We start from the raw sequence: 25,592 nt of genomic DNA, 5'->3' as shown, positions 1-25,592 counted from the left end.
CTCCGTCGGCTGTGGGGGATCAGCCTTCGGAGCATGGCGGGCACACGTCACAACGGGAAGAGTGCGACGCCAGGACCTAAAGGGCGTCGAGGGCCGGTGACGTGGCCTGGCGTACGGCGGCCACCGTGCTCGCCTCCAGCGCCGCGACACCGGCTTGGCTCGCCGGTCCCAACCCGTGGCGCGCGGCGACCCATGAGGCGTCGTTGCAGGTCACCCAGGTGACCCCGGCGGCGTCCTGCCAGGCCAGCGCCTTCGCCGGAAGGTCGATGCCGGCGGTCTGCTTGTCCTGCATCAGGTGCGTGCCGCCCTCGGGCTTGCCGAAGATGAGCAGCTCGGTCGGACGGAGTTCCAGCCCCACACGGGCGGCGTGGTCCGCATGGTCGACCCGCGCGAACACATGGAAGCCCGCTGCTGTGATCGCTTCCTGAAGCCGGTCGATCGTCTCGCGGACAGGCCTGGTGCTGGCCACGGTGACCAGGCCCTTGTCTGCATCTTCAGTCATTCTTGCGACCATAGGCGAGACCGTTTCGGATCCCCTGATGACACCAGGGCGGTGGGCCCATCCGGCCCACCGCCCCGCTCACTCACCCGCGCACGGGCACTGCGTGTCCCTCAGGACCTACTGAACGACCGTGATCCGGTCCGTGACCGGCGGGGCCAGCGGCGCCGCCGCCGACGAGTGGGCCGACAGGTAGGCGTTGAACAGGTCCAGGTCGGAGGCGCCGACCAGCTTGTTGGTGCCCTGGCCGAGCGCCGCGAAGCCGTCACCGCCACCCGCGAGGAACTCGTTCATCGCGACGCGGTACGTCTTGGCCGGGTCGATCGCCGCACCGTTGAGCTTGATCGTGTCGACGACGACGCGAGCCGCGCCGGTCTTCGTCATGTCCAGCGTGTAGGTGAGCCCCTTGGACACCTGGAGGATCTTCGGGCTGGCCTCGTTGGAGCCGCTGACCTGCTGCTGGAGTGCGGTGATCAGCTGGGCGCCGGTGAGGTCGACGACGTTCATCATGTTGGTGAAGGGCTGCACGGTGAAGGCCTCCCCGTACGTCACCACCCCGTCGCCCTCACTGCCGGTCGACTTGTACACCAGGTCCGCGCGGATACCGCCCGGGTTCATGAAGGCGACGACCGCCCCGCCCTTGTCCACCGGGGCCAGGCCCTCGAGCTGCGCGTCGGCGATCAGGTTGCCGAGCGGCTTCTCGGGGGCCGTGGAACCGCGGCCGTTGATGTCGGCGGAGATGTAGCCCTGCGGCCTGCTCGCGATGGGCGCGGCGAGGGTGTTCCAGCGGGCGATCAGGTCCGTCATGTCGCTGGCCCTGGGCTGGTCCCGGGTGACGACGTGGTTCGCCGAGGTCGGGTTCGAGGAGCTCGACGACTTCACCGACGTACGCACGATGTCCTGGGTGCGGCGGTCGTACGTGAGGGTCGTGTCCGTGTACAGCTTGCCGAACGACGAGGCCGAGGTGACCAGGCGCGGGTTGCCCGCCGGGTCCGGCACGGTGCACACGTACGCCTGGTGCGTGTGGCCCGTGACCAGCGCGTCGACCTTCGGGCTTATGCCCTTGGCGATGTCCACGATCGGCCCGGAGATGCCGTCACCGGCGCCGGGGCTGTCGCAGTCGTAGTTGTACGAGGAGGAGGCGGGGGCCCCGCCCTCGTGGATGAGCGCGACGATGGACTTCACGCCCTGGCGGTCGAGCTCCTTGGCGTACTTGTTGACCGTCTCGATCTCGTCGTGGAACTTCAGGCCCTTGACGCCGTTGGCGGTGACGATGTTCGGCGTGCCCTCCAGGGTCACGCCGATGAAGCCGATCTTGACGCCGTTCTTCTTCCACACCGTGTACGGCTTGAGGATCGGCCTGCCGGTCTTCTCGTCCGTCACATTGGCGGCGAGATACGGGAAGTCGGCGCCCTTGAACGTCGTGCCCTTCTCGTAGCACCCCTCGACCGGGTGGCAGCCGCCGTTCTGCAGACGGGCCAGCTCGGTGGCGCCCTCGTCGAACTCGTGGTTGCCGACCGTCGTCACATCGAGGTCGATCTTGTTGAGCGCCTCGATGGTCGGCTCGTCGTGGAAGAGACCGGACAGCAGCGGGCTCGCGCCCACCATGTCACCACCGGCCGCGGTGATGGAGTAGGGGTGGCCCTGACGCGCGGTGCGCAGCGAGGACGCGAGGTACTCGACACCGCCGGCCGGAATCGTCTTCGTCGTACCGTCGGCCTGCTTCTCGGTGACCGTGCCGGCCGACCCGGCCGGCGGCTCCAGGTTGCCGTGCAGGTCGTTGAAGGAGAGCAGCTGGACGTCGACAGTACTGGCCGACTGGTTCCCATGGCCCTGATCGCGGCTCTGGGCATCGGCAGGCATGGCGGCGACGAGTGCGCCGACGGTGGCCAGACCGGCCGCGGCGGCGAGCAACCGCCGGGACGCACGGTTCTTGTGCGGTGTCGCTGACATCGGTCCCCTTGTGAATTTCAGCGGGAGGGTTCGGCCCGCAGCCTAGAGTCAACGCGCGTAGCGCGACAGGTGTTTCGAGTTACGAACTGGTTGCCTTGTGGTCAGTAAGGGCATCTATCACCGCACTTCACCCGTACGGCACCCATATGCGGGCAGGAACGTCACGGCGTGCAGGTCGCCGCGGGCCGGTACGCCAGGGCCGACGGGCCGGGACCGGCCGCCGGCCGCGCTCACCCCGCGATGGCTGTCCGACCCGCACCGCACACCGCCGATCGAGGCCGCAACGCCCCGCTCCGCCCCACCAGCACCCCGCCCCGCCGTACGCTCGTACGCATGACGACTGATGTACCCCTCCCCGCTCCGGGACGCGAGATCCAGACGCTCGACGAGCTCTCTCCCGACCAGGCCGGAGCCGTCCTCGACCTGCTCGGCGAGGCGACCCGCGCCGACGGCAGGCCCGCAGTCTCCGAACAGGGGCGACTGCAGCTGCGGGGCGGGCGCCGGGAGGGCGTACGGCACTTTCTGCTCACCAGCACAGGAACCCTCGTCGGATACGCGCAGCTCGAGGACACCGACCCCGTCGAGGCGCCCGCGGCCGAGCTGGTCGTGCATCCCGCGTACCGCGGGCAGGGGCACGGGCGCGCGCTGGGCGCCGCGCTGCTCGCCGCGACCGGGAAGCGGCTGCGCGTATGGGCGCACGGCGGGAAGTCCGCCGCCCGCCATCTCGCCCAGGTCCTGGGGCTGTCCCTCTTCCGCGAGCTGCGCCAGCTGCGCCGCCCGCTGAGCCCGCTGGACATCCCTGAGCCCGTACTGCCGCCGGGTGTCACCGTCCGCACCTTCGTGCCCGGCCAGGACGACGCCGCCTGGCTCGCCGTGAACAGTGCCGCGTTCGCCCACCACCCCGAGCAGGGGTCGCTCACCCAGCGCGACCTGGACGACCGCAAGGGCGAGCCCTGGTTCGACCCGAAGGGGTTCTTCCTGGCCGAGCGCGAGACCGAGGGCGTGACCGAGCTGGTCGGCTTCCACTGGACGAAGGTGCACGCCGAGGAGCAACTCGGCGAGGTGTACGTCGTCGGCATCCGGCCCGACGCGCAGGGCGGCGGTCTCGGCAAGGCGCTCACCGCGATCGGGCTGCGCCACCTCGCCGCCGAGGGGCTGCCGACCGCGATGCTCTACGTCGACGCGGACAACCCTGCGGCGCTGACGGTGTACGAGCGGATGGGCTTCGCCACCCATGAGGTGGACCTGATGTACCGCGCGGAGTCCTGAGCCCTCACACCATCCTCCGGGGCGGCGTCGCTTGACGCCGCCCCTTCCTTCCGACACCCTTTCACTACTCAATTAGTGAAAGGGGTGAACATGGCAGAGTCCGCAGCGATCGACTTCCGCATCGACCGGCGCAGCGGCGTCGCCACGTACCTCCAGATCGTCCAGCAGACCAAACAGGCCCTTCGCCTGGGACTGCTGGAGCCCGGCGACCGGCTGCCCACCGCACGTGAGGTCGTCGAGGCCACCGCCATCAACCCGAACACCGTGCTCAAGGCGTACCGCGAGCTGGAGCGCGAGGGGCTGGTCGAGGCCCGGCGCGGGATGGGCACATTCGTGCGCCGGACCCTCGGCACCGCGGCCACCACGGACACACCCCTGCGGGGAGAACTCACCGACTGGGCCCGCCGGGCCCGCACGGCGGGGCTGGAGCGCGACGACATGGCAGCGCTCTTCGCCGCCGTACTGGACAGCACGTACAAGGGGGACGACCGCACATGACAGGCGCTGCGATCGAGGCGACCGGCCTCGGCATGAAGTACGGGCGCAAAAGCGGTGGCTGGGCGCTGCGCGACTGCTCGTTCCGGCTGCCCGCGGGGCGCGTGTGCGCGCTCGTCGGGCCCAACGGCGCCGGCAAGTCCACCCTGCTCTCCCTCGCCGCGGGGTTCCTGCGGCCGACGGAGGGAACCCTGCGGATCCTGGGTGCCACGCCCGCCGAGGCGCGGACCCGGATGGCCTTCGTGGCCCAGGACAAGCCGCTGTACCCGCAGTTGACGGTCGCCGAGACGCTCTGGGCGGGCGCCGAGCTGAACCCCGCCACCTGGGACCCGGCCACCGCCGAACGCGTCATCGGGGACCTCCCGAGGGACGCCGGGGTCCGCACGCTCTCCGGCGGCCAGCGCACCCGCCTCGCGCTCGCCCTCGCGCTCGGCAAGCGCGCCGAACTGCTGCTGCTCGACGAGCCGATGGCCGACCTCGACCCGCTCGTCCGGCACCAGCTGATGGGTGTCCTGATGGCGGAGGCCGCCGAGCACGCCACCACCATCGTGATGTCCTCGCACATCCTCACCGAGCTGGAGGGTGCCTGCGACTACCTGCTGCTCGTCGACGGCGGCCGCGTCCGTCTCGGCGGCGAGACCGAGGACATCCTCGGCGCACACGCCCTGCTCACGGGTCCGGTACAGGACCTGGCACCGCACACCGTCGTCGAGTCCCGCACGACGGGGCGCGGGCTGACCGCACTGGTACGGAGGGAGGGCCCGGTGGACGAGGCGGCCTGGGAGATCGCGGAACCGTCACTGGAGGACCTGCTGCTGGCACACCTTCGGTCACCGGACGCGCCCGCGCTGCTGACGCCGAGCGCGACGCACGGCGAGACCGCGGCCCGTGAGGCGGTGGCGGCTCGATGAGCACCCTCAGCCTGCACGGCCCGGCCCGGGTCGTCGTACGCCGGCACCGCCGGACCCTGTGGACCGTCGGCGCCCTCGCGCTCGCCGGGATCGCCGCCGTAGTCGGCACCTACCTGTGGACGAGCTCCGTCTCCGACACGTTCGCGGGCACCGGCTGCTCGGTCCGGAACGTCACCCGGGGATGCGGCGACAGCGTCCGTCACTTCCTCGACGCCGAATTCCAGTTCAGCCGCGTGCTCCAGTACGCCGACCTGTTGATGCTCCTGCTGCCCGCCCTCATCGGCATCTTCGTCGCAGGTCCGGTGATCGGCCGGGAGCTGGAGAGCGGCACGTACAAGCTGTCCTGGACCCAGTCCGTGTCACCCGCGCGCTGGCTCGCCGCACAACTCGCCGTGCCCGCCGTCCTGACACTCGCCGTAGTCTCCGTCCTGTCCGCCGCCTCCGCCTGGGCCTGGGCGCAGCGGAACGAAACGCACTACGCGCTGGAGTGGCACGAGCGGGAGGCGTATGGCGCGATGGGCACCGTCCCCGTGGGCTACGCCCTGTGCATGCTCGCCTTCGGCGCGCTCGCCGCGCTTGTGCTGCGGCGCACGGTCGCCGCGATGATCGTGACGGTGGTCGCGTACGGCGCGCTGGTCGTGGCCCTGAACACCGTACGCAACAGCCTGTGGCCGGTCCGTACGGACACCTTCCGGTTCGATGGCGCCTACCGATTCCCCGATGCGGCTGCCGGCACCGGCCAGGGGTGGATCACCACCGGAGGCAAGCGGCTGCCCGCCGACCTGTGCCTGAACTCGGCCGACGATCTGAAGGACTGCCTGGCCGGCCACGACGTCGCGTTCCGCTACCTCGACTACCACCCCGCCTCGCACTTCTGGCCGCTCCAGCTGGTCGAGACCGGCATTCTGCTCGTCCTCGCCGCCGCCGCCGTCGCCCTCGCCTTCCGGGTACTGCGCCGACAGCACGGCTGAACCGCCCCGATCGTCCGGGTCCGGGCCGCAGAGGGGGCGGCCCGGACCCCGCACACGCGGCGCGACACCGCAACCCGCACCGCACACCGCTTCCTGCACGTCATGTCGCCGTTACCGGCCATTCAGACGCGCTTGCGACCCTCTCAGGATGCAGCCAGCTGTGCCGACCCCCCGGAACGGGAGAAATCCCGGCAGAAACCCCGTGTTTTCCGCGATCTCCGCCCCTTCCGACGCGCCTCAGGCGCCTTCAGCGCGGAACAATAGGGCCATGAGCCAGTTGCCCAGCTCCGAGGTCCCGGTCCAGCCCGCCGTGCAGCCGTCGGTCGGCTCTCTCGCCGCGCACCGGCCGCATGCCGTCGCCTCCCCGAATTACGCGGGAGCCGGTCTTTCCATGGCCGCCGACCTCGATCCCGATCTCGACGCCGACGTGGACGTGTACGAACCCGACGTCGACGGCAGCGAGCTGCCGCACGGCCGGTTCCTGGACCGGGAGCGCAGTTGGCTCGCATTCAACGAACGGGTTCTGGAGCTCGCCGAGGACCCGGCGACGCCCCTCCTCGAACGAGCGAATTTCCTCGCGATCTTCGCCTCCAACCTGGACGAGTTCTTCATGGTCCGGGTGGCCGGTCTCAAGCGCCGAATCGCCACCGGCGTCGCCACCCGCTCCGCGTCCGGGCTGCAGCCCCGCGAGGTCCTCGATCTGATCTGGACCCGGTCCCGCGAGCTCATGGCCCGGCACGCCGCCTGCTACCAGCAGGACATCGCGCCCGCACTGTCGGACGAGGGCATCCAGCTGATCCGCTGGCCGGAGCTGACAGAGAAGGAACAGGCCCGCCTGTTCACCTTCTTCCGGCAGCGGGTCTTCCCCGTACTGACGCCGCTGGCCGTCGACCCGGCGCACCCCTTCCCGTACATCTCGGGCCTCTCGCTCAACCTCGCGGTCGTCGTACGCAACCCGGTCAGCGGCCACCGCCACTTCGCCCGCGTCAAGGTGCCGCCGCTGCTGACCCGGTTCCTGGAGGCGTCGCCGCAGCGTTACGTACCCATCGAGGACGTCATCGCGGCGCATCTGGAAGAGCTCTTCCCGGGCATGGAGGTCCTCGCCCACCACATGTTCCGGGTCACCCGGAACGAGGACCTCGAAGTCGAGGAGGACGACGCCGAGAACCTGCTCAAGGCCCTGGAGAAGGAGCTCATGCGGCGTCGCTTCGGCCCGCCGGTGCGCCTGGAGGTCGAGGAGTCCATCGACCCGTACGTCCTCGACCTGCTGGTCCGCGAGCTGAAGGTGTCCGACGCCGAGGTCTACCCGCTGCCCGGACCGCTCGACCTCACCGGGCTGTTCGGCATAGCGTCGCTGGACCGCCCGGAGCTGAAGTACCCCAGGTTCATCGCGGGCACCCACCGCGATCTCGCCGAGGTCGAATCCTCCTCGGCGCCCGACATCTTCGCCGCGCTGCGCGAACGCGATGTGCTGCTGCACCACCCGTACGACTCGTTCTCCACCTCCGTCCAGGCCTTCCTGGAGCAGGCGGCGAGCGACCCGGACGTGCTCGCGATCAAGCAGACGCTGTACCGGACCTCGGGCGACTCGCCGATAGTCGACGCCCTGATCGACGCCGCCGAGTCCGGCAAGCAGGTCCTCGTACTCGTCGAGATCAAGGCCCGCTTCGACGAGCAGGCCAACATCAAGTGGGCGCGCAAGCTGGAGGAGTCGGGCTGCCATGTGGTCTACGGCCTCGTCGGGCTGAAGACGCACTGCAAGCTCTCCCTCGTCGTCCGCCAGGAGGGCGACACGCTGCGCCGCTACTCGCACGTCGGCACCGGCAACTACCACCCCAAGACCGCGCGGCTGTACGAGGACCTCGGCCTGCTGACCGCCGACCCGCAGGTCGGGGCGGACCTCTCCGACCTCTTCAACCGGCTCTCCGGCTACTCCCGCCGCGAGACGTACCGCCGGCTCCTCGTCGCCCCCAAGTCCCTGCGCGACGGGCTGATCTCCCGGATAAACAAGGAGATCACGCACCAGCGGGCCGGCCGTCCCGCCTACGTACGGTTCAAGGTCAACTCGATGGTCGACGAAGCGATCATCGACGCCTGCTACCGGGCCGCCCAGGCGGGCGTTCCGGTGGACATCTGGGTACGCGGCATCTGCGCGATCCGCCCCGGCGTCACCGGCCTCTCCGAGAACGTCCGGGTCCGCTCGATACTGGGCCGTTTCCTCGAACACTCCCGGGTCTTCTCGTTCGGCAACGGCGGCGAACCCGAAGTGTGGTTCGGCAGCGCCGACATGATGCACCGCAACCTCGACCGCCGGATCGAAGCACTGGTCCGGGTCACCGACCCCGCCCACCGTGCCGCACTCAGCCGGCTCCTGGAGACCGGTATGTCCGACACCACCTCCTCCTGGCACCTCGGTCCCGACGGGAACTGGACCCGGCACGCCACGGACGCGGACGGCCAACCGCTGCGGCACGTACAGGAAATGCTCATTGACGCCCGGAGGCGCCGGCGTGCGACGCCCTGACCACCAGACGACGACCCGGACGGACGTGTCCGCGGGCGCGGTCCTCGCCCCCTACCTGCAGGAACAGGCCGCGAACTTCCTTCGCAGCCTGCGTCTGCACCGCGAGAACAGCGCTCCCACGGACGCCGGGACACTCGCCGCCGAGCAGGCCGCCGGTGCACTGCGCCGCTCGGCCCGCCGCATCAGCGGCACCCTCCACACCTTCCGGTCGGCACTCGAACCCGGCTGGGCCGAGCAGCTCCGTACGGAACTGGCCTGGCTCTCCGGCACATTGGCCCGCGAGCACGCGTACGCGACCCGGCTGACCCGGCTCCTCGAAGCGCTGCACACCCTGTCCGGCACCCCGCTGCCGCCGCCCCGCGCACAGCGGACCGCCGGCGCCGATATCGATGTCACCCTGCACGACGCCGCGCAGGCCAAGGAACGGGCCGCACTCGGCGTCGGTGCGGCCCGGGCCGGAGCGCTTCTGGAACGACAGCTCACCCTCGCCAGGACCCGTGCCCACTCGGCGGCCCTCCAGGCGCTCGGCTCGTCCCGGTTCCACGCGGTCGCCGACGCGGTCGCCCTGCTCGCCTCCGAGGTCCCGCTCTCCGCCGCGTCCACGGCCCCGGCCGCCGAAATGCTGCACGGGCCCGCGAACCGGGCCGAGCAGCGGCTGCTCGGTGCGGTGGCCGCGCTCCCCTCCGACGAGGCGGTCGAGCCTTACAACGAGGCGCACGACGCGCCCTGGCACCAGGCCCGCCTTCTGCTGCGACTGCACCGGTACGCCCACGAGGTGGTGCGCGGCGCCCCCGACCCGGTCCTGGCCGCCTCCGGACACGCGCTCGACCTGCACCGGGACGCGGCGGAGGCAGCCGCGGCGGCGGCATCGGCGGCCCGTACGCCGAGGATCGCGCCGGCCACCGCCTACGCCCTGGGGGTGCTCCACGCCGACCAGCGGCACGAGGTGGAAGCGGCCCGCGGGGTGTTCCGGGAGACCTGGCCGTACACGACGGCGGCCGTGACCGCGCCATGAGCGGCGGGACCGTGCAGGCCGCGGGGTGTGTGCTGTGGCGCCGGTCGGAGCACTCCGGAGAGCTGGAGATCTGCCTGGTCCACCGGCCCCGTTACGACGACTGGTCACATCCGAAGGGCAAGCTCAAGCGCGGCGAACCGGCGATCGACGCCGCCCTGCGCGAGGTTCTGGAGGAGACCGGTCACCACTGCATACCGGGGCCCCCGCTGCCCACCGTCCGGTATCTCGCGAACGGCCGCCCCAAGGAAGTCCTGTACTGGGCGGCCGAGGCGACGGACGGCGTGTTCGTCCCCAACGACGAGGTGGACCGCATCCTCTGGCTCCACCCGGAAGCGGCCCGCACCCAGCTCACCCAGCCCCGCGACCGCGACCTGCTGGACGCGCTGCTGATCAGCGGGTGAGGGGCGGTGCGGGGCACCGCGGGGGGCGGTGCGGTTTTCGCACCCGGGTCCGGGGCGCGGGGTTCCGTCCTCAATCGCCGGACGGGCTGGATTTTCGGCGCCGTGTCCCGGGGGCGCCGCCGCCCCTGCCGGGTGGTGGGGCGGGCGGGGCCCCTCCCCACCGGAGCAGGCAACGGTGCCACCAGGGGCCAGACGCACCCATCGAGCCCGTCCGGCGTTTGAGGACGGAACCGGCCACCCCGGACCGGGGCACCGCACCACGCAACGCCCGCCCCGCCCAGCCCATGGGCACCGCGCCACGGCGACGAGAACCAGGCCGCCCGCCACGGTTCACCTCCTGTTCACTCTCCCCCGTAAGCCGCTTCACCTGTTCTGCCTAATTTCGGCAGTGCACGGTGCGCGGCGAAACGCCGCACCACCCACCACATCGCACGCCGTCGTAGAACGAACAAGACCTCGGCGGCTCCTGGAAGGAAAAACCCGAAAGTGAAGCTTCAGCGCAAGAACCGGCTTCGTGCCACCGCGCTCGGTGCCCTCGCCGTCTCCAGCGCCCTGGTCCTCACGGCGTGCGGTTCGGACAACAACAGCGGCAGCGACACGGGCGGCAGCGGCGAGAAGACGAGCGCCGCGTCGAACATCAAGTGTGACGACGCCAAGGGCCAGCTCCTCGCCTCCGGCTCCAGCGCGCAGAAGAACGCCATGGACCTCTGGGTCAAGGACTACATGGCGGGCTGCAAGGGCGTAGAGATCAACTACAAGTCCTCGTCCTCCGGTGAGGGCATCATCGCCTTCAACCAGGGCACGGTCGGCTTCGCCGGCTCCGACTCGGCGCTGAAGCCCGAAGAGGTCGCCGACTCGAAGAAGATCTGCAAGACCGGCCAGGGCATCAACCTCCCGATGGTCGGCGGCCCCATCGCGATCGGCTTCCACCTCGAGGGTGTCGACAGCCTGACGCTGGACGCCCCCACGCTCGCCAAGATCTTCGACGGCAAGATCAAGAAGTGGAACGACCCCGCGATCGCCAAGCTCAACAACGGCGCGAAGCTTCCGGACAAGGCGATCCAGGCCTTCCACCGCTCCGAGGACTCCGGCACCACGCAGAACCTCGGCAAGTACCTCGCCGCCACCGCGCCGAACGACTGGAAGTACGAGCCCGAGAAGAAGTGGCCGGCCCCCGGTGGCCAGGCCGCGTCCGGCTCGGCCGGTGTCGCCGCCCAGGTGAAGCAGGTCGACGGCTCGATCGGTTACTTCGAGCTCTCGTACGCCTCGTCGCAGTCCATCTCCACGGTCGACATCAACACCGGTGGCTCCGCCCCGGTCAAGGCCTCCTCGGAGAACGCCTCCAAGGCCATCGCCGCCGCCAAGATCAAGGGCACCGGCAAGGACCTGGCGCTCGACCTCGACTACACCACCAAGGCCGAGGGTGCGTACCCGATCGTCCTGGTGACCTACGAGGTCGTCTGCGACACGGGCAACAAGGCCGAGACGCTCCCCACGGTCAAGTCCTTCCTGAACTACACCGCGGGTGACGAGGGCCAGAAGCTCCTCACCGACGCCGGTTACGCGCCGATCCCGACCGAGATCAACGCCAAGGTCCGCGAGACCATCGCGTCCCTCTCGTAACCAGAAGCAACACCCGTAACACCAGCTGAAACCCAGCTCCACCAGCAACACCCGGCAGGCCGGCCCGGTGCACCCCTCCGGACCGGCCCGCCGGCATCACCCCCCCATCCGGTGCACCGCCGCCAGGGGAGCGTGTCGCTCCCCCACACAGACCGGAAAGACCATGGCTTCCACCACACCGATAAACACGCCACCGGTACCCCCGGTGCAGCGCAAGCGCGCAAGGCCCAAGCCGGCCGGACGCGCGGGCGACAAAATCTTCCTGGGCCTCTCACGGGGTTCAGGCATTCTGCTGCTCGTGATCATGGCGTCGATCGCCGTGTTCCTCACGTACCGCGCGACCCTCGCCATCTCCAAGGACGAGGGCAACTTCTTCACCACGCTGGACTGGAACCCGGTCGGCGACAAGCCGGTCTTCGGTATCGCGGTCCTGCTCTTCGGCACGATCGTCAGCTCGATCATCGCGATGGTCATCGCGGTTCCGATCGCTGTCGGTATCGCCCTCTTCATCTCGCACTACGCGCCGCGCAAGCTGGCCGCACCCCTCGCGTACGTCGTCGATCTGCTCGCGGCAGTGCCCAGCATCGTGTACGGCATCTGGGGCGCCCTCTTCCTGGTCCCGTACCTGGAGGGGCTGAACCTCTGGCTCGACCAGTTCTTCGGCTGGACGTACGTCCTGGAGAAGACCGAGGTCGGCGTCGCCCGCTCGCTCTTCACCGTCGGCATTCTGCTCGCGATCATGATCCTGCCGATCGTGACGAGCGTCAGCCGCGAGGTCTTCCTCCAGGTCCCGAAGATGAACGAGGAAGCCGCCCTCGCTCTCGGCGCCACCCGCTGGGAAGTCATCCGCCTCTCGGTGCTCCCCTTCGGCCGTTCCGGCGTGATCTCCGCGTCGATGCTGGGCCTGGGTCGCGCACTCGGCGAGACGATGGCCGTCGCCACGGTCCTGTCGCCGAGCTTCGTCATCTCGGCGCATGTGCTCAACCCCGGCGGCGGAACGTTCGCCCAGAACATCGCCGCGAAGTTCGACGAGGCCGACCAGTTCGGGCGCGACGCCCTGATCGCCTCCGGGCTCGTCCTCTTCATCCTCACCCTGCTGGTCAACGGCGCGGCCCGGCTCATCATCGCCCGCCGCAAGGAGTACTCGGGGGCCAACGCATGAGCCAGGCAGCCAACACCGGCATACAGGAACGCCCCGCACCCACAGCGGCCGCTTCGCGCAACAGCCTCAGCAGCCGGTCGCTCCCCCGCTGGGCCCCGGCCGCCTTCGCGGGTGCCGCGATCGTGCTCGGCGTCGGCATCGGCGCGGCGGCGGGCTGGCAGAGCCGCATCCAGTGGGGCCTGCTCTCCGCGGTGCTCTTCATCGTCATCTCGTACGTCACGACGTCGGTCGTCGAGAACCAGCGCCAGGCCAAGGACCGGCTCGCCACCAGCGTCGTCTGGGTGTGCTTCCTCCTCGCCGTCGTGCCGCTGGCCTCGCTGATCTGGACCACGGTCAGCCGCGGCGCGAAGGTCCTGGACATCTACTTCCTCACCCACTCCATGGCCGGTGTGCTCGGCACGGCGCCGGGTGGCGGTGTCTACCACGCCCTGATCGGCACCCTGGAGCAGGTCGGCCTCGCCACCTTGATCTCCGCCCCGATCGGCCTGCTGACCGCGGTCTACCTGGTGGAGTACGGCAAGGGTGCGCTCGCCAAGGCCGTGACGTTCTTCGTCGACGTGATGACCGGTATCCCGTCCATCGTCGCCGGTCTCTTCATCCTGTCGATCATGCTGATAGCGCAGCTCCAGCCGTCCGGCCTGATGGGTTCGCTGGCGCTCACGATCCTGATGATCCCGGTCGTGGTCCGCTCCACCGAGGAGATGCTCAAGCTCGTCCCGAACGAGCTCCGCGAGGCATCACTCGCCCTCGGCGTCCCGAAGTGGCGCACCATCCTGAAGGTGGTTCTGCCCACCGCGATCGGCGGTATCACCACAGGTGTGATGCTCGCCATCGCCCGGATCGCCGGCGAGACCGCACCGATCATATTGCTGGTCTTCGGCAGCCAGCTGATCAACTCCAATCCCTTCCAAGGCGCGCAGTCGTCGCTCCCCTTCTACATCTGGGAGCAGTACAAGATCGGCAGCGAGGCGTCGTACGACCGTGCCTGGGCCGCCGCTCTGGTCCTGATCGCCTTCGTCATGATCCTCAACCTGGTGGCCCGCGGTATCGCCCGCTGGAAGGCCCCGAAGACCGGCCGCTGACGCGGCACGAAAGAAGCAGTGATTCAGATGGCCAAGCGCATCGACGTCAGCGGCCTGTCCGCCTATTACGGCTCCCACCTCGCCATCGAGGACATCTCGATGACCGTGGAGCCCCGCTCCGTGACCGCCTTCATCGGCCCGTCCGGCTGCGGCAAGTCCACCTTCCTTCGCACCCTGAACCGGATGCACGAGGTCACCCCCGGTGGCCGCGTCGAGGGCAAGGTCCTTCTGGACGACGAGAACCTGTACGGGTCCCACGTCGACCCGGTCACCGTGCGCCGCACGGTCGGCATGGTCTTCCAGCGGCCGAACCCGTTCCCGACCATGTCGATCTTCGACAATGTCGCGGCGGGCCTGAAGCTGAACGGTTCGTACAAGAAGAGCCAGCTGGCGGACGTCGTCGAGAAGTCCCTCCGTGGCGCCAACCTCTGGAACGAGGTCAAGGACCGCCTCAACAAGCCCGGCTCCGGCCTCTCCGGCGGTCAGCAGCAGCGCCTGTGCATCGCCCGCGCGATCGCGGTCGAGCCGGATGTGCTGCTGATGGACGAACCGTGCTCCGCCCTGGACCCGATCTCCACCCTCGCCATCGAGGACCTGATCGGCGAGCTGAAGGAACGCTTCACGATCGTCATCGTGACGCACAACATGCAGCAGGCGGCCCGCGTCTCGGACCGCACGGCGTTCTTCAACCTCGCGGCGGTCGGCAAGCCCGGCAAGCTCGTGGAGATAGACGAGACGGAACGGATCTTCTCCAACCCGTCGGTCCAGGCGACGGAGGACTACATCTCCGGCCGCTTCGGGTGATCAAGGACGGCCTTTGGGGTGCTGCATGGCGGTGCCACCCTCAAGGCAAAGGGTCCGCCCCCGCTCCTCACAAGGGAGCGGGGGCGGACCCCTTTCACTTCAAGCCCGTCGGGGCGTCTCAGGTGCGTCCGGCAGCTGAGGACGGAGCGGCCACCGGACAACCCCGGCAGAGCCCACCCCGCTCACCCGAACAGCAGCACGACGACCCCGTAACTCGCGGCAGCGACCAGAGCCGCGGCCGGCATCGTGATGAACCACCCGAGGACGATGTTCTTCGCGACCCCCCACCGCACCGCGTTGACCCGCTTCGTGGCCCCCACACCCATGATCGCCGAGGTGATCACATGCGTCGTGGAGATGGGCGCGTGGAACAGGTAGGCCGAGCCGAACATGATCGACGCCCCGGTCGTCTCCGCCGCGAATCCCTGCGGCGGGTCCAACTCGATGATCTTCCGGCCGAGCGTCCGCATGATCCGCCAGCCACCCGCGTACGTACCCAGCGAGAGCATCAGCGCGCAGACGAGCTTCACCCAGACCGGGATCGGGTCGCTCGGACTCTCGACATCGGCGATGACCAGCGCCATCACCACGATGCCCATCGTCTTCTGCGCGTCCTGCAGACCGTGCCCGAGCGCCATGCCCGCCGCCGAGACCGTCTGCGCTATGCGGAATCCGCGCTTGGCCTTGTGCGGGTTGACCTTCCGGAACAGCCACATGATCGCGACCATCACCAGATAGCCCACGACCAGACCGACGACCGGCGAGACGAACATCGGGATGACGATCTTGTCGAGCACCCCGTTCCAGTGCACCAGCGTTCCGCCGGCCAGCGCCGCACCGACCATGCCGCCGAACAGCGCGTGCGAGGACGACGAGGGCAGACCGAAATACCAGGTGACGAGATTCCAGATGATCGCGCCGACCAGGGCGGCGAAGAGGATTCCCATCCCCTTCTGCCCCTCGGGCGTCGCGATCAGGCCCTCACTGACGGTCTTGGCGACTCCCTGTCCCAGGAAGGCACCGGCGAGGTTCATCACCGCGGCCATCGCCAGGGCCGCCCGCGGGGTCAGCGCCCGGGTGGAGACCGAGGTGGCGATGGCGTTCGCCGAGTCGTGGAAGCCGTTCGTGTAGGTGAAGCCGAGCGCGACACCGATGGTCACGATCAGCGCAAAGGTGTCCACGTGGTTCAGGACTCCTTGACCGCGATGGTCTCCACCGTGTTGGCGACGTGCTCGAACGCATCGGCCGCCTCTTCCAGCACATCCACGATCTGCTTGAGCTTCAGCACCTCAATGGCGTCGTACTTGCCGTTGAAGAGATGGGCGAGCAGCTTGCGGTGGATCTGGTCGGCCTGGTTCTCCAGGCGGTTGACCTCGATCCAGTACTCGGTGAGGTTGTCCATCGTGCGCAGGTTGGGCATCGCCTCGGCGGTCAGCTCGGCCGCCCGCGCCAGCACCTCGATCTGCTGCTCGACGCCCTTGGGGAGTTCTTCGATCTGGTACAGCACGACCAGGTCGACGGCCTCCTCCATGAAGTCCATGATGTCGTCGAGCGACGATGCGAGGTTGTAGATGTCCTCGCGGTCGAACGGCGTGATGAAAGAGGAGTTCAGCTGGTGGAAGATCGCGTGGGTGGCATCGTCCCCTGCGTGCTCCGCTGCCCGCATACGTTCCGCGATCTCGACTCGGGAGGCAGAGTCCGCCCCGAGCAGTTCCATGAGGAGTTTCGAGCCCGTGACGATGTTGTCCGCGGATGCGGAGAACATGTCGTAGAAGCTCGTCTCCCTGGGGGTCAGACGAAAGCGCACGTGGGGTCCTCGGGATGCTTTGGTTTCGGTCAGGCTGATGCTAGGCGCATCATCCGGCCACGGCTAACCGGCATTCTTCAGTGTCGCGCATCGGACACGGTGATCAGCACGGGCCCCCGGTCACGGTTCAGCTGAATTCGTTAGGATATACCCACCCGGGGTATATAAAGCGCAGGGTAAAGGGAAAACGGGAGGCAGCAATGACCACCACCGAGACCACAGAGTCGACGGAACCCACCGAGGAAACGGCGGAGATCCTCACCGACCACGACCGCGGCATACACGGCTACCACCACCAGAAGGCCGACCACGTCAAGCGGCTGCGCCGGATCGAGGGCCAGATCCGCGGTCTGCAGCGGATGGTCGACGAGGACGTCTACTGCATCGACATACTCACGCAGGTCTCGGCGTCCACCAAGGCCCTCCAGTCGTTCGCGCTCCAGCTCCTCGAGGAACACCTGCGCCACTGCGTCGCCGACGCGGCGGTCAAGGGCGGCGGGGAGATCGACGCGAAGGTCGAGGAAGCCACGAAGGCCATCGCCCGCCTGCTCCGTACCTGAGGCGGCACCGCTGGAGGTCGCACCGTGTGCGGTCGCATCGCCTGGGACACTGTCCGAGGAACCGCCTGACGTGCGCTTTTGTCCGTCAACCCCGGTGGTCGCCCTGCCGGGGGACGGCGGTGCGTTCGGTGCCCGCCCCGACGTTGAGCACCTCGTCGATACGGTCCGCACTGAGCCGTTCCCCGATCGCGGCCGACGCCGCGATCATCAGCTCACCGCATAGCTCGATCTCGGCGAGGGCCACATGGTCCTGAACGGTCCGAGTGCTGAGCGTCACCACGTACGTCACCTCTCACTGCCGTCGCCGACTTCCTAGCGTAGGGAGCGGACCACGCGCCGCGCATGGCACGGACGGACCATTTCGGCCCCGCCGGATGCCTACGCGCCCGGCCCGCCGTCTCCTCCGCCGCTACCGCCGCCCTGCTCGATCCGCCCGGTGTAAATGTCGCGATCGTCCGGAAGCTGCACATTCACGGACACCCCGAACCCGAACAGCAGCGTCGTCGACACCACCTGCACCGCCGGTCCCTCGTTGGCGAAGGTGAACCGGTGCCGCACCTTCCGCAGCCGCCCCGCCTCGTCCAGATACGCGTCGAACGGCACCGCGCCCGTGCGGAACCCTTTCGCCGCCGCGGCCAGTGCACCACGCGACTGCGGCGAGGCGGCCCGCGCCGCGCGTCCGAGGTCCGCGGTCCCCCGGTAGTGCCGGACCATGACTCCGGCGAGCTCGCTCTCCCCCACGTACGTCACCGTGTCCGCGCCGCGCAGCAGTTCGGCGGCCGCCATGGGATCGGTGACCCCGCCCGTGACGAGATTGCCGTCCTCCAGGGCCGTCGTGTCGACCCGGACCCACTTGCCGACGGGGACTCCGGCACCACGGTTCTTCATGTAGAGCGCACCGGGGGCGAGAAGTTCGGTGATGGGGCGGTGTTCGTACTCGCCCGCGGCGTCCTTCGGCAGCACCACGGTGAGCCGGCCGAGCTGCCTGCGGAAGTCGTACGTCCCCCGGCCGGTGATCGTCACCCGGGTCCCGCCCGCCGCGGTCTCCATCGACGTACGCACTTCGGCGCTCCCGGCGACGTCGCGGCTCCCTGGCCGATTCCCGTCCCCCGTCCCGGCGAGCACCGCCGCCGCCCGGTGGATCGCATCGAGGGAATCGCCCCCACCCCGCTCGTCCACCACGCTCCGGCCGCCGGCATCGATCCCGTCCCGGCCACCGCTGTCCGAGCATCCGGCGGCCGCCGCCATCACGCCCACCACGGCGAGGGCGCAGACAGCGCGCGCCCTGCCACCGGACCTGTGCTGCTGCACCACCATCGCCTGCCAACCCCCAACGACGTACCGCTTGCCCGAGCCCCCCCACCCGCCCCGCATAACGACCACCCGTGTCGCCCGTCACGCCGTCCTCGGGGGCCCCACGGACGGGTGCCCGTCCCCAGTACCGTGGACGCGTGTACGACCAACACACCGCGGAGGTCACGCCGACCGCTCCCGCCACCCCGCCGACGCCCCCCGCCCACGAGCCCTTCACCATCGAACGCGGCTCGTTCTGCATCGCGCGCTGCGGATGCGGGTGGACCGGCCCGGCCCGTCGCTCCCGCGACCGCGCCCGCACCGACGCCGAGGAACACCGCACCGCCCGCTGATCACGGATCACGGATCACGCACCACGGATCACTGACAACCGATCCACCCGACGGTCGCCCGACCGATCGCCCCGCGAGGCCATGACCCGGAGGTCCGATGAACCTGCCGAACCGGCGCACCCTGCTCACCGCGGGCGCGGCAACAGCCCTGGCCGGCGCCACGGCCACCGCCTGCAGAGGCACCGGCACAGGTTCCTCGGCCGCCACCTCGGCCACCGCCCCCCGCACGTCGCCCACACCAGCCGGCTCACCGTCCGCCACAACCGACAAGGCGAACTGGCCCGCCCTGGCCAAGAGCCTCGACGGCACCCTCGTGCGCCCCGAGGACGCGGCGTACCGGACGGCCCGCCAGCTCTACAACACCCGCTTCGACGGCCAGAAACCGGCAGCCGTCGCGTACGTCCGTCACGAGGCGGACATCCGCGAGTGCCTGGCCTTCGCCCGCCGCAGCTCCACCCCCGTCTCGATCCGCAGCGGCGGCCATTCCTACGCGGGCTGGTCGAGCGGCAACGGGCGCCTGGTCATTGACGTCTCGTCACTCTCCCGGGTCGACCGGGACGGCACCGTCGGCGCGGGCGCCAAACTCATCGACGTCTACCGGGGTCTTGCCCGGCACGGTCTGACGGTCCCCGGGGGCTCCTGCCCCACGGTCGGCATTTCCGGTCTCACGCTCGGCGGCGGCCACGGCGTCACGTCCCGCGCGTACGGCCTGACCTGCGACAGCCTCACCGCGGCAACGCTCGTCACCGCCGACGGCACAACCGTGACCGCCGACGCCAAGCACCGCCCCGACCTCTTCTGGGCACTCCGCGGCGCGGGCAACGGCAACTTCGGCGTGGTCACCGAGCTGACGTTCCGCACCCGCCCGGCCCCGCAGACCGTCACCGCGTACATGTCGTGGCCGTGGTCGCGCGCCCGGTCGGTCGTCGCGGCCTGGCAGGAATGGGGCCCGGACCAGCCGGACGAGATCTGGTCCTCCGCCCATCTCGCGGCGGGGCCCGGCGGCGGCAACCCGACCGTGTCGGTCGCCGCGTTCAGCCTGGGGACCTACGGCGACCTCCAGAACGCCGTCGACCGGCTCGCCGACCGGATCGGCGCATCGGCGTCCTCGGTGTCGCTGCGCCGCCGCGGCTACGAGGAGGCGATGCTGGTGTACGCGGGCTGCTCCGGCATCAGCGACGCGCAGTGCCATCTGCCGGGTACGACACCCGGCCGCACCGCGCAGGGCGCGCTCCAGCGCGAGACGTACGCCGCCGCGTCCGACTTCTTCGACCACTCCCTGTCCCCGGCAGGCATCGGGGCTCTGCTCGACCGGGCCGAGGCGTTCACCCGGATCCGCGTGACCCCGAGCGGCGGCGGCGGATCGATCGCACTCACCGCGCTCGGCGGGGCGATCAACCGGGTCGACCCGCAGGCCACGGCGTTCGTCCACCGCCGCTCACGCATGCTCGCCCAGTACATCGCCGCCTGGCGACCCGGCACGGCGGGCACGGCCCAGCAGGACTGGCTGAAAAACACTCACGGGGCGCTGCGGCGCTACGCGTCCGGGGCGGCGTACCAGAACTACTCGGACCCGACGCTGACCGGCTGGCGGCAGGCCTACTACGGAACGGCCACCGATCGGCTCGCCCGGGTGAAGAAGCAGTACGACCCCGAACGCCTCTTCACTTTCCCGCAGGCGCTGTAACGCAGAACCGGGGGCGCGGACGCCCCCGGTTCTCCCTCGGACCACTCAGGCGGCCAGATCCTTCTCGCCACCGCTGCCCGACCGCGGGCGCGGCTCCGGGATCCCGAGCGGGCGCCCCTCGGCCGCGGCCGGCACGGGCTGCCGCGACCGCACGAGCCACCCCACCCGCTCCGACCGCGAGACGGCGGCGACGATCGGCGTCAGCAGCGCCATCGCGAGCGGGGCGAGCAGCAGTGCGGCAGCTGTGCCGAGCGCGAATCCGCCGACGACGTCGGTCGGGTAGTGAACCCCCATGTAGATCCGGCAGAACCCTTCCGCCAGCGCGAGGGCGATCGCGGCGAGCCCGAATTTCCGGTTGGCCACGAACAGCCCGACGCCGAGGGCCATCGCCATCGTGGCGTGGTCGCTCACGAACGAGAAGTCGTTCTTTCCCGACACCAGGACATCCAGGCCCTGGTGGTCGCGGAACGGGCGCGGACGCTCCACGAAGCCCCGGATCGGAATGTTGACGAGCAGCGCGATCCCGGCGGCGAGCGGTGCCCAGACGATCCCGGCGACCGCAGTCACCGAGTCCTCGGCCGTGCCGCGCCGGCGGACGCTCCACCAGCACCACAGGACCACGAGGACCATGCCGAGCATGATCCCGTACTCGCCGACGAACTCCATGACCCGGTCGAACCAGGTCGGAGCGGACTTCGCGAGCCCATTGATGTCGTAGAGCAGGCTGACGTCGGGGTTCGACCCATCCAGTGCGAGTCCAGCCATCTGCTGCGGCCCCTTGCCTTGTCTGCTGCCGCGGCGCACACCCGTGTGCACCGCAATTGACGAACCCCCGTATTCGGTTCGACCACTACTTCGATCACTGCTGTGTCAGGTACGCGACTGTGCCGGTCAGCGTCGCATGGTCAGTGCGCATGCTGTCCCAGTCCAGGGAACGACGCTCTCCGTGTGTACGTTCCACTCTCCACCGAATGATCACCATGACGTTATCGAAGAGAGACTCATCGCCGCAGCTCAGGGCCCAGGCTTCACGGAGAGTTCCGGCCACGGCCGACTCCCCGTCACGCCGTCGGCTGGGCGGTCGGGAGTGCCGCGGCGCCGTCCTTCGTCACGCGTGTCGCACCGAAGTAGTCGGGCGTGTCGATCTTGTCGAAACGGATCACGGCCCCGGTGTACGGCGCGTTGATCATGTACCCGCCGCCGACGTACAGCCCGACGTGGTGGATTGCCCGGGAGTTGGTCAGGTCGTCCGAGAAGAAGACCAGGTCACCGGGGAGCAACTCGTCCCGCGAGGGGTGCGGCCCGGCGTTGTACTGGTCGTTCGCCACGCGCGGCAGCTCGATGTCCACGGTCCGGTACGCGGCCTGCGTCAGCCCGGAACAGTCGAACCGTCCACCCTGCTCAGCCGTGCCGTTCCCGCCCCACAGGTACTTCGTACCGAGCTTCTTCTGCGCGAAGTAGATCGCCCCGGCCGCCTGCCGCGAGGGCTCGACCCGCCCGACCGGCCGGGCGAAGCTCTTCTCCAGCGAACGGATGATCTTGACGTAGTTCTGCGTCTCCGCGATCTTCGGTACGCCACCCGACCTGATGACCCGGTACGCACCGGCGTTGTAGGCGGCCAGCATGTTGTCCGTCTGATCCCCCGGCACCTTCTTGACATAGCCGGCAAGTTCGCAGTCGTAGCTGGCGGCGGAAGGGATGGCGTCGGCCGGATCCCATACGTCCCGGTCCCCGTCCCCGTCCCCGTCGATCCCGTGCCCGGACCAGGTCCCGGGGATGAACTGCGCGATGCCCTGCGCGGCAGCCTTGCTCTGGGCCCGCGGGTTCCACCCGCTCTCCTGGTACAGCTGCGCGGCGAGGAGCGCGGGGTTGATGGCCGAGCAGAGGTTGCCCCACTTCTGCACGAGCGGCTGGAACTTCGCCGGCACGGCCCCCTTCGCCAACCCGACGGCCGCGTTGCTGCCGGCGCTGCCGAGGCCGGCGGCAGCGGAGTACGTACCGACGACGAGCAGCGCCACGAAGCACATGGCGACCCCGATGCCGATCCCACCGACCACCCAGAATTTCCGCACCCCTCAACCATCCCCCATCCGGGGCGGGTTCAAGGCCGGTTTCGCGGTTGTGTGCGAGTTGTTCGGAGAACAGGCGGGCTCACCGGGGTCACCGATCGCGCAGTCGAACACGAACCCACTTCACTGACACACCTTCAGGACGCCTCGGCGGACCAGTAGTCGGAGTGCACGTTGGGACGCGGCAGGGGGTAGACACCCTCGTACGCCGGACCGTTCGGCTCGGACGTGGAATCGGCGACCTTCGACTCCTTCACGCAGGGACTGTCCGCCTCGAAGAACGCCTGCCCCTTTCCGCGGAAGCTGACACTGATACCGAACCCGGCGTCCGTCTGGGCATAGACGGCCGGGAACTCCGCGTCATTGTTGATCGCCTTGATCCGGTAATCGCTCCTCCGCCAGAACTTCTCCACCTGATCCAGGAATTCCGCCCGGCGCGACGCCGACACGATGGTCATCACGGTGCGCCTGCGGGTCACATCGCACGACCCCGCAGTCGTCGGCCCGTGCGCCCACTGCACCTCGGGATCAATGGCCTTCAGCACCGCGTCGAGCATGCCGTCGGACCGCTCGGCGGCCTGCTGCATGTCCATGCGCCCCTTCTTCCCTCCGACATCCCCTTGTACCCGGTGGTCGCTCCCGCACGCGGACAGGGAGAAGCCGAGGGCCAGGGCCACCGCAACGATCCGGAACCGTCGCTTCATCGCTGTGCCTCCATCTTGAGCCTGTCGGCATGTCCCGACACGATCAGAGCGATGCTGTCAGCCGAGACGGCGTCCCTGACCGGATCGAAGTAGAGAGAGTGGGCCTCGAAGCTCAGGCCGGAGCCACTGACCACCGGTGGCCCGTCACCCACAGGAAAGCGCCTGGCGCCGAATGCCTTGCTCGCCGGGTCCTTGCCGAACCAGAGATCGTCGTCCCCCGGGTCGGCCAGATCCCCGGCGAAGTATGCACCAGCAGGACCGAGGACCAGCATCCCCAGCACACCCACGGCGGACTGCAGCTTGGACGGAAGCTTGGTCACCGGGTCGTTCGCCGCGGCGCCGACGAAGACGTGTCCGGCACCGACCCCGAGATCCACGGCCTGATCCACGCCCACCCCCGGGCTGCCGACCAGAATGATGTCGTCGACCCCCGGGATTCCGCCGACATGCTGCGCAGCGGCTCCCACGGTCCGCGAACCGTACGAGTGCCCGATGGCCGTCAGATGCGGATCCTTGTTCTGGTTGGTGGCGACCAACCCGCTCATGAACTCGTTGTACGCCACGCCGCCCTTCTCCGCCCGCCCCGTACCCATGACCGCCAGGCTGCTCAGCCCGTCGGGCGTCTGCGGCGCGTCGTAGCCGAGCCAGACGATCGCCGCACTGGACTGCTCGTACCCCTGGGCGCCGATGGCCGTGTCGCGAGCCCGCTTGAGATCGTTCTTCGCGAATTCCTCGTCCAGGGAGGTGTTCAGCCCGGGCACATACGCCGACACGTTCTTCGACGTGTCCGGATTCCCGAACGAGACGATCGCCCGGCCGTTTCCCTCGTCCGATATGCCGAGCAGGTACATCGGCGGCTGCTTCCCGTTCTCCTTCAACTGCCGCTCGATCTCGCGCAGTCCGGCGAGCTGCTTCTGCGACTTCGCGTCGTCCTGCCCCGACAGCTTCCCGATCAGCTGAGTCAGGTTCTTCCGGTTGGCCGCGTCCCTGGTCGCCGCCGGGATCCCGTCGAGGCCGCCGATCTGATCCGGGGAAAGGGCGAGGTACTGGTCACGCTGGTCCTGCGTGAGACCGTCCCACCACGCCTTGCGTCCGGCAGCAGTGCCGTTGCGCGGGATGCGGGCGTTCAGATAGTCGCGCTGGTCCGCCTGGACGGCCGCCCCGACACGGGAGCCGGAACCGGGCAGCCCGGCGCCGACGCCACCGACCCCGGTGGCCCCCTTGATCAGCTCCCCCGCCGCACCGGCACGGTCGCCCTGGGACCACTTGTTGCTTGCGTTCTGCGCGTACTGGGCGACCTGGTTGCCGAGGTTCCTGCCGTTCGCGACGGGGTGGAGGACGGCGTCAGCGGCACCGCTGACATCGCCCCAGAGACCGTCGCCGACGAGCCCGGTGAAGAAGCTGCCGTCCGATGCGTGACCGCCGGCGCTCGTACCGTCGCCACCCTGGGCGGCCTGGGTGGCGCTGCCGCCGTCTCCGCCGGACGCGGTGGACCCGCCCGAGGCATCCGTGCCACCCGAGTCCGAACCACCCGACGCTGCGGAACCGCCGGAGTCCGATCCACCGGAGTCCGATCCGCCGGATGCTGCGGAGCCCCCCGCGTCCGTCCCCCCGGATGCGCCCGACCCACCGGACGAGGAAGCCCCTCCGGCCACGGTCGACCCCCCGGAGTCCACACCGCCGGACTCCGTACCGCCACCACCAGAGGCACCACCGCCATCGGTGCCATGGCCGGCAACCACGCCGCTGCCCGCCGCCGGGCAGGCGCTACCGGTCAGCTGGCAGATCGCACTCCGGATCCCACCGGTCAGCTGCCCGCCGATCTGCGTCGCCATGAGCGCACCGACAAGGGCCACGACCACCAGGACCGCGCCGAGGTACTCCATCGCGGTCTGACCACGGTCACGACGGGCCCTGATCACCCGCGCGAGAATGAACGGCCTCTGCGCGGCGCGCTGTTCAGGGTCCAGATCGAACCACGCGCGTAGACTCCGACGAAGAAGCAGGCCAACGACGACGACCGGCACCACCAGTTGGGGCACACCCTGCCTGCCACCGTCCCCGCTCAACGTCGCCAGCGCACCGAGCGCGAGCCAGACATGGACGGCGAGAAGTCCACGCCGGATCCACGCACCGCCGGTCCGGACGTACAGCGACAGCACGAATCCGGCGGTGCCTGGCAACACCGCGTACAGCAGCATCCCCAGCAGCCGGCCGTCCACCGCATCGACCGAGGACGCCACCGACAGCACGTCGATCGCACCCACGACGGTGACCACGAAGAGCACACGGACGAGGATCAGCACTGCCTGCAACGTGCTCGGCAGGGGCTGCCTGCCCGGATGGACCACGACAGCATCCGGGTCAACGCCACCCGGAACCGCTAACCCTCGTATGCCAGACACGGCGA

The 25,592-nt window shown here is 69.5% G+C and carries 24 protein-coding genes; 14 read left to right on the top strand and 10 right to left on the bottom strand.

Translation table 11 applies throughout. The features are described 5' to 3' along the window. Positions 1-76: 76 nt before the first annotated feature. Both ACFU6I_RS08225 and ACFU6I_RS08220 read right to left on the bottom strand, forming a co-directional pair. Positions 77-502 carry a DUF302 domain-containing protein gene (locus tag ACFU6I_RS08225; protein ID WP_384362951.1) on the bottom strand — a complete coding sequence of 142 codons (426 nt, stop codon included), beginning with the start codon at positions 500-502 and terminating at the stop codon, positions 77-79. Between the two features lie 117 nt (positions 503-619). Further along, positions 620-2,452 (bottom strand): bifunctional metallophosphatase/5'-nucleotidase, encoded by a 1,833-nt coding sequence (locus tag ACFU6I_RS08220; RefSeq protein ID WP_384362949.1) that lies wholly within the window; start codon positions 2,450-2,452, stop codon positions 620-622. A 333-nt stretch (positions 2,453-2,785) separates the two neighbouring features. Here ACFU6I_RS08220 and mshD point away from each other — a divergent pair, with 333 nt between their 5' ends. The 11 genes from mshD (at position 2,786) to pstB (ending at position 14,709) form a co-directional block, all read left to right on the top strand. Then, positions 2,786-3,721 carry a mycothiol synthase gene (mshD, locus tag ACFU6I_RS08215; protein ID WP_384362947.1) on the top strand — a complete coding sequence of 312 codons (936 nt, stop codon included), beginning with the start codon at positions 2,786-2,788 and terminating at the stop codon, positions 3,719-3,721. Positions 3,722-3,811: 90 nt separating this feature from the next. Then, positions 3,812-4,219, top strand: coding sequence for a GntR family transcriptional regulator (locus ACFU6I_RS08210; RefSeq protein ID WP_384362945.1), 408 nt, complete (start codon positions 3,812-3,814; stop codon positions 4,217-4,219). Next, complete coding sequence (locus ACFU6I_RS08205) at positions 4,216-5,127, top strand: ABC transporter ATP-binding protein (RefSeq protein WP_384362943.1); 912 nt, start codon at positions 4,216-4,218, stop codon at positions 5,125-5,127. Before ACFU6I_RS08210 ends, ACFU6I_RS08205 begins: the two co-directional genes overlap by 4 nt. Continuing rightward, entirely contained in the window at positions 5,124-6,098 is a 975-nt protein-coding gene (locus tag ACFU6I_RS08200) for a hypothetical protein (RefSeq protein WP_384362941.1), read from the top strand. The genes ACFU6I_RS08205 and ACFU6I_RS08200 overlap by 4 nt, the downstream gene beginning before the upstream one ends. Positions 6,099-6,366: 268 nt before the next feature. Further along, positions 6,367-8,622: an RNA degradosome polyphosphate kinase gene (locus tag ACFU6I_RS08195; RefSeq protein WP_384362939.1), complete on the top strand. Its 2,256-nt coding sequence runs from the start codon at positions 6,367-6,369 to the stop codon at positions 8,620-8,622. Then, positions 8,609-9,637, top strand: a complete 1,029-nt coding sequence (locus tag ACFU6I_RS08190; protein WP_384362937.1) for a CHAD domain-containing protein — start codon at positions 8,609-8,611, stop codon at positions 9,635-9,637. Before ACFU6I_RS08195 ends, ACFU6I_RS08190 begins: the two co-directional genes overlap by 14 nt. After that, positions 9,634-10,038 (top strand): NUDIX hydrolase, encoded by a 405-nt coding sequence (locus tag ACFU6I_RS08185; RefSeq protein ID WP_384362935.1) that lies wholly within the window; start codon positions 9,634-9,636, stop codon positions 10,036-10,038. Before ACFU6I_RS08190 ends, ACFU6I_RS08185 begins: the two co-directional genes overlap by 4 nt. 486 nt (positions 10,039-10,524) lie before the next feature. Beyond that, positions 10,525-11,661: a phosphate ABC transporter substrate-binding protein PstS gene (gene pstS, locus ACFU6I_RS08180; protein WP_384362933.1), complete on the top strand. Its 1,137-nt coding sequence runs from the start codon at positions 10,525-10,527 to the stop codon at positions 11,659-11,661. Between the two features lie 163 nt (positions 11,662-11,824). Continuing rightward, positions 11,825-12,823 carry a phosphate ABC transporter permease subunit PstC gene (gene pstC / locus ACFU6I_RS08175; RefSeq protein WP_345512436.1) on the top strand — a complete coding sequence of 333 codons (999 nt, stop codon included), beginning with the start codon at positions 11,825-11,827 and terminating at the stop codon, positions 12,821-12,823. Further along, positions 12,820-13,905, top strand: coding sequence for a phosphate ABC transporter permease PstA (gene pstA, locus ACFU6I_RS08170; RefSeq protein ID WP_384362931.1), 1,086 nt, complete (start codon positions 12,820-12,822; stop codon positions 13,903-13,905). Before pstC ends, pstA begins: the two co-directional genes overlap by 4 nt. A 27-nt stretch (positions 13,906-13,932) precedes the next feature. Next, the gene (gene pstB, locus ACFU6I_RS08165; protein ID WP_384362929.1) at positions 13,933-14,709 is read left to right on the top strand and encodes a phosphate ABC transporter ATP-binding protein PstB; all 777 of its coding nucleotides are present in this window, start codon (positions 13,933-13,935) and stop codon (positions 14,707-14,709) included. A gap of 182 nt (positions 14,710-14,891) precedes the next feature. Here pstB and ACFU6I_RS08160 read toward each other — a convergent pair whose 3' ends face one another. Next, complete coding sequence (locus ACFU6I_RS08160; protein WP_345512439.1) at positions 14,892-15,890, bottom strand: inorganic phosphate transporter; 999 nt, start codon at positions 15,888-15,890, stop codon at positions 14,892-14,894. Between the two features lie 5 nt (positions 15,891-15,895). After that, a complete protein-coding gene (locus tag ACFU6I_RS08155; RefSeq protein WP_266983291.1) occupies positions 15,896-16,516 on the bottom strand; it encodes a DUF47 domain-containing protein in 621 nt (206 codons plus the stop codon). Positions 16,517-16,716: 200 nt separating this feature from the next. On the opposite strand from ACFU6I_RS08155, the gene ACFU6I_RS08150 reads away from it, so the two are divergent. Next, positions 16,717-17,076 carry a metal-sensitive transcriptional regulator gene (locus ACFU6I_RS08150; RefSeq protein ID WP_384362927.1) on the top strand — a complete coding sequence of 120 codons (360 nt, stop codon included), beginning with the start codon at positions 16,717-16,719 and terminating at the stop codon, positions 17,074-17,076. An 85-nt stretch (positions 17,077-17,161) separates the two neighbouring features. Here the strand turns inward: ACFU6I_RS08150 and ACFU6I_RS08145 are convergent, their stop codons facing one another. Continuing rightward, positions 17,162-17,365: a hypothetical protein gene (locus tag ACFU6I_RS08145; protein WP_384362925.1), complete on the bottom strand. Its 204-nt coding sequence runs from the start codon at positions 17,363-17,365 to the stop codon at positions 17,162-17,164. Positions 17,366-17,454: 89 nt separating this feature from the next. Beyond that, positions 17,455-18,393 carry a hypothetical protein gene (locus ACFU6I_RS08140; RefSeq protein ID WP_384362923.1) on the bottom strand — a complete coding sequence of 313 codons (939 nt, stop codon included), beginning with the start codon at positions 18,391-18,393 and terminating at the stop codon, positions 17,455-17,457. Positions 18,394-18,527: 134 nt separating this feature from the next. Here ACFU6I_RS08140 and ACFU6I_RS08135 point away from each other — a divergent pair, with 134 nt between their 5' ends. Then, the gene (locus ACFU6I_RS08135) at positions 18,528-18,722 is read left to right on the top strand and encodes a hypothetical protein (protein ID WP_345512443.1); all 195 of its coding nucleotides are present in this window, start codon (positions 18,528-18,530) and stop codon (positions 18,720-18,722) included. Positions 18,723-18,819: 97 nt separating this feature from the next. Continuing rightward, complete coding sequence (locus ACFU6I_RS08130; RefSeq protein WP_384362921.1) at positions 18,820-20,409, top strand: FAD-binding oxidoreductase; 1,590 nt, start codon at positions 18,820-18,822, stop codon at positions 20,407-20,409. Positions 20,410-20,454: 45 nt separating this feature from the next. Here ACFU6I_RS08130 and ACFU6I_RS08125 read toward each other — a convergent pair whose 3' ends face one another. The 4 genes from ACFU6I_RS08125 to ACFU6I_RS08110 all read right to left on the bottom strand — a co-directional run bounded on the left by ACFU6I_RS08125 (position 20,455) and on the right by ACFU6I_RS08110 (position 25,488). Next, positions 20,455-21,174, bottom strand: a complete 720-nt coding sequence (locus ACFU6I_RS08125; protein ID WP_384362919.1) for a phosphatase PAP2 family protein — start codon at positions 21,172-21,174, stop codon at positions 20,455-20,457. Between the two features lie 296 nt (positions 21,175-21,470). Then, positions 21,471-22,481: an NlpC/P60 family protein gene (locus ACFU6I_RS08120; RefSeq protein ID WP_384362917.1), complete on the bottom strand. Its 1,011-nt coding sequence runs from the start codon at positions 22,479-22,481 to the stop codon at positions 21,471-21,473. Positions 22,482-22,615: 134 nt separating this feature from the next. Next, the gene (locus ACFU6I_RS08115) at positions 22,616-23,182 is read right to left on the bottom strand and encodes a hypothetical protein (RefSeq protein ID WP_384362915.1); all 567 of its coding nucleotides are present in this window, start codon (positions 23,180-23,182) and stop codon (positions 22,616-22,618) included. After that, the gene (locus ACFU6I_RS08110; RefSeq protein ID WP_384362913.1) at positions 23,179-25,488 is read right to left on the bottom strand and encodes an alpha/beta hydrolase; all 2,310 of its coding nucleotides are present in this window, start codon (positions 25,486-25,488) and stop codon (positions 23,179-23,181) included. Before ACFU6I_RS08110 ends, ACFU6I_RS08115 begins: the two co-directional genes overlap by 4 nt. Positions 25,489-25,592: the final 104 nt, after the last annotated feature.

Source organism: Streptomyces sp. NPDC057486 (assembly GCF_042802415.1).
Lineage (GTDB): Bacteria > Actinomycetota > Actinomycetes > Streptomycetales > Streptomycetaceae > Streptomyces > Streptomyces yanii.
This window is presented reverse-complemented; position numbering and strand designations above follow the sequence as displayed.

Bases quoted from the DNA above. Each gene is read 5' to 3' on its own strand.
- ACFU6I_RS08225 (WP_384362951.1), bottom strand. From the start codon at position 502: ATGACTGAAGATGCAGACAAGGGCCTGGTCACCGTGGCCAGCACCAGG.
- ACFU6I_RS08130 (WP_384362921.1), top strand. From the start codon at position 18,820: ATGAACCTGCCGAACCGGCGCACCCTGCTCACCGCGGGCGCGGCAACA.
- ACFU6I_RS08125 (WP_384362919.1), bottom strand. From the start codon at position 21,174: ATGGCTGGACTCGCACTGGATGGGTCGAACCCCGACGTCAGCCTGCTC.
- ACFU6I_RS08205 (WP_384362943.1), top strand. From the start codon at position 4,216: ATGACAGGCGCTGCGATCGAGGCGACCGGCCTCGGCATGAAGTACGGG.
- pstA (WP_384362931.1), top strand. From the start codon at position 12,820: ATGAGCCAGGCAGCCAACACCGGCATACAGGAACGCCCCGCACCCACA.
- ACFU6I_RS08115 (WP_384362915.1), bottom strand. From the start codon at position 23,182: ATGAAGCGACGGTTCCGGATCGTTGCGGTGGCCCTGGCCCTCGGCTTC.
- mshD (WP_384362947.1), top strand. From the start codon at position 2,786: ATGACGACTGATGTACCCCTCCCCGCTCCGGGACGCGAGATCCAGACG.
- ACFU6I_RS08195 (WP_384362939.1), top strand. From the start codon at position 6,367: ATGAGCCAGTTGCCCAGCTCCGAGGTCCCGGTCCAGCCCGCCGTGCAG.
- ACFU6I_RS08140 (WP_384362923.1), bottom strand. From the start codon at position 18,393: ATGGTGGTGCAGCAGCACAGGTCCGGTGGCAGGGCGCGCGCTGTCTGC.
- pstC (WP_345512436.1), top strand. From the start codon at position 11,825: ATGGCTTCCACCACACCGATAAACACGCCACCGGTACCCCCGGTGCAG.
- ACFU6I_RS08220 (WP_384362949.1), bottom strand. From the start codon at position 2,452: ATGTCAGCGACACCGCACAAGAACCGTGCGTCCCGGCGGTTGCTCGCC.
- ACFU6I_RS08200 (WP_384362941.1), top strand. From the start codon at position 5,124: ATGAGCACCCTCAGCCTGCACGGCCCGGCCCGGGTCGTCGTACGCCGG.
- ACFU6I_RS08210 (WP_384362945.1), top strand. From the start codon at position 3,812: ATGGCAGAGTCCGCAGCGATCGACTTCCGCATCGACCGGCGCAGCGGC.
- pstB (WP_384362929.1), top strand. From the start codon at position 13,933: ATGGCCAAGCGCATCGACGTCAGCGGCCTGTCCGCCTATTACGGCTCC.
- ACFU6I_RS08150 (WP_384362927.1), top strand. From the start codon at position 16,717: ATGACCACCACCGAGACCACAGAGTCGACGGAACCCACCGAGGAAACG.
- ACFU6I_RS08185 (WP_384362935.1), top strand. From the start codon at position 9,634: ATGAGCGGCGGGACCGTGCAGGCCGCGGGGTGTGTGCTGTGGCGCCGG.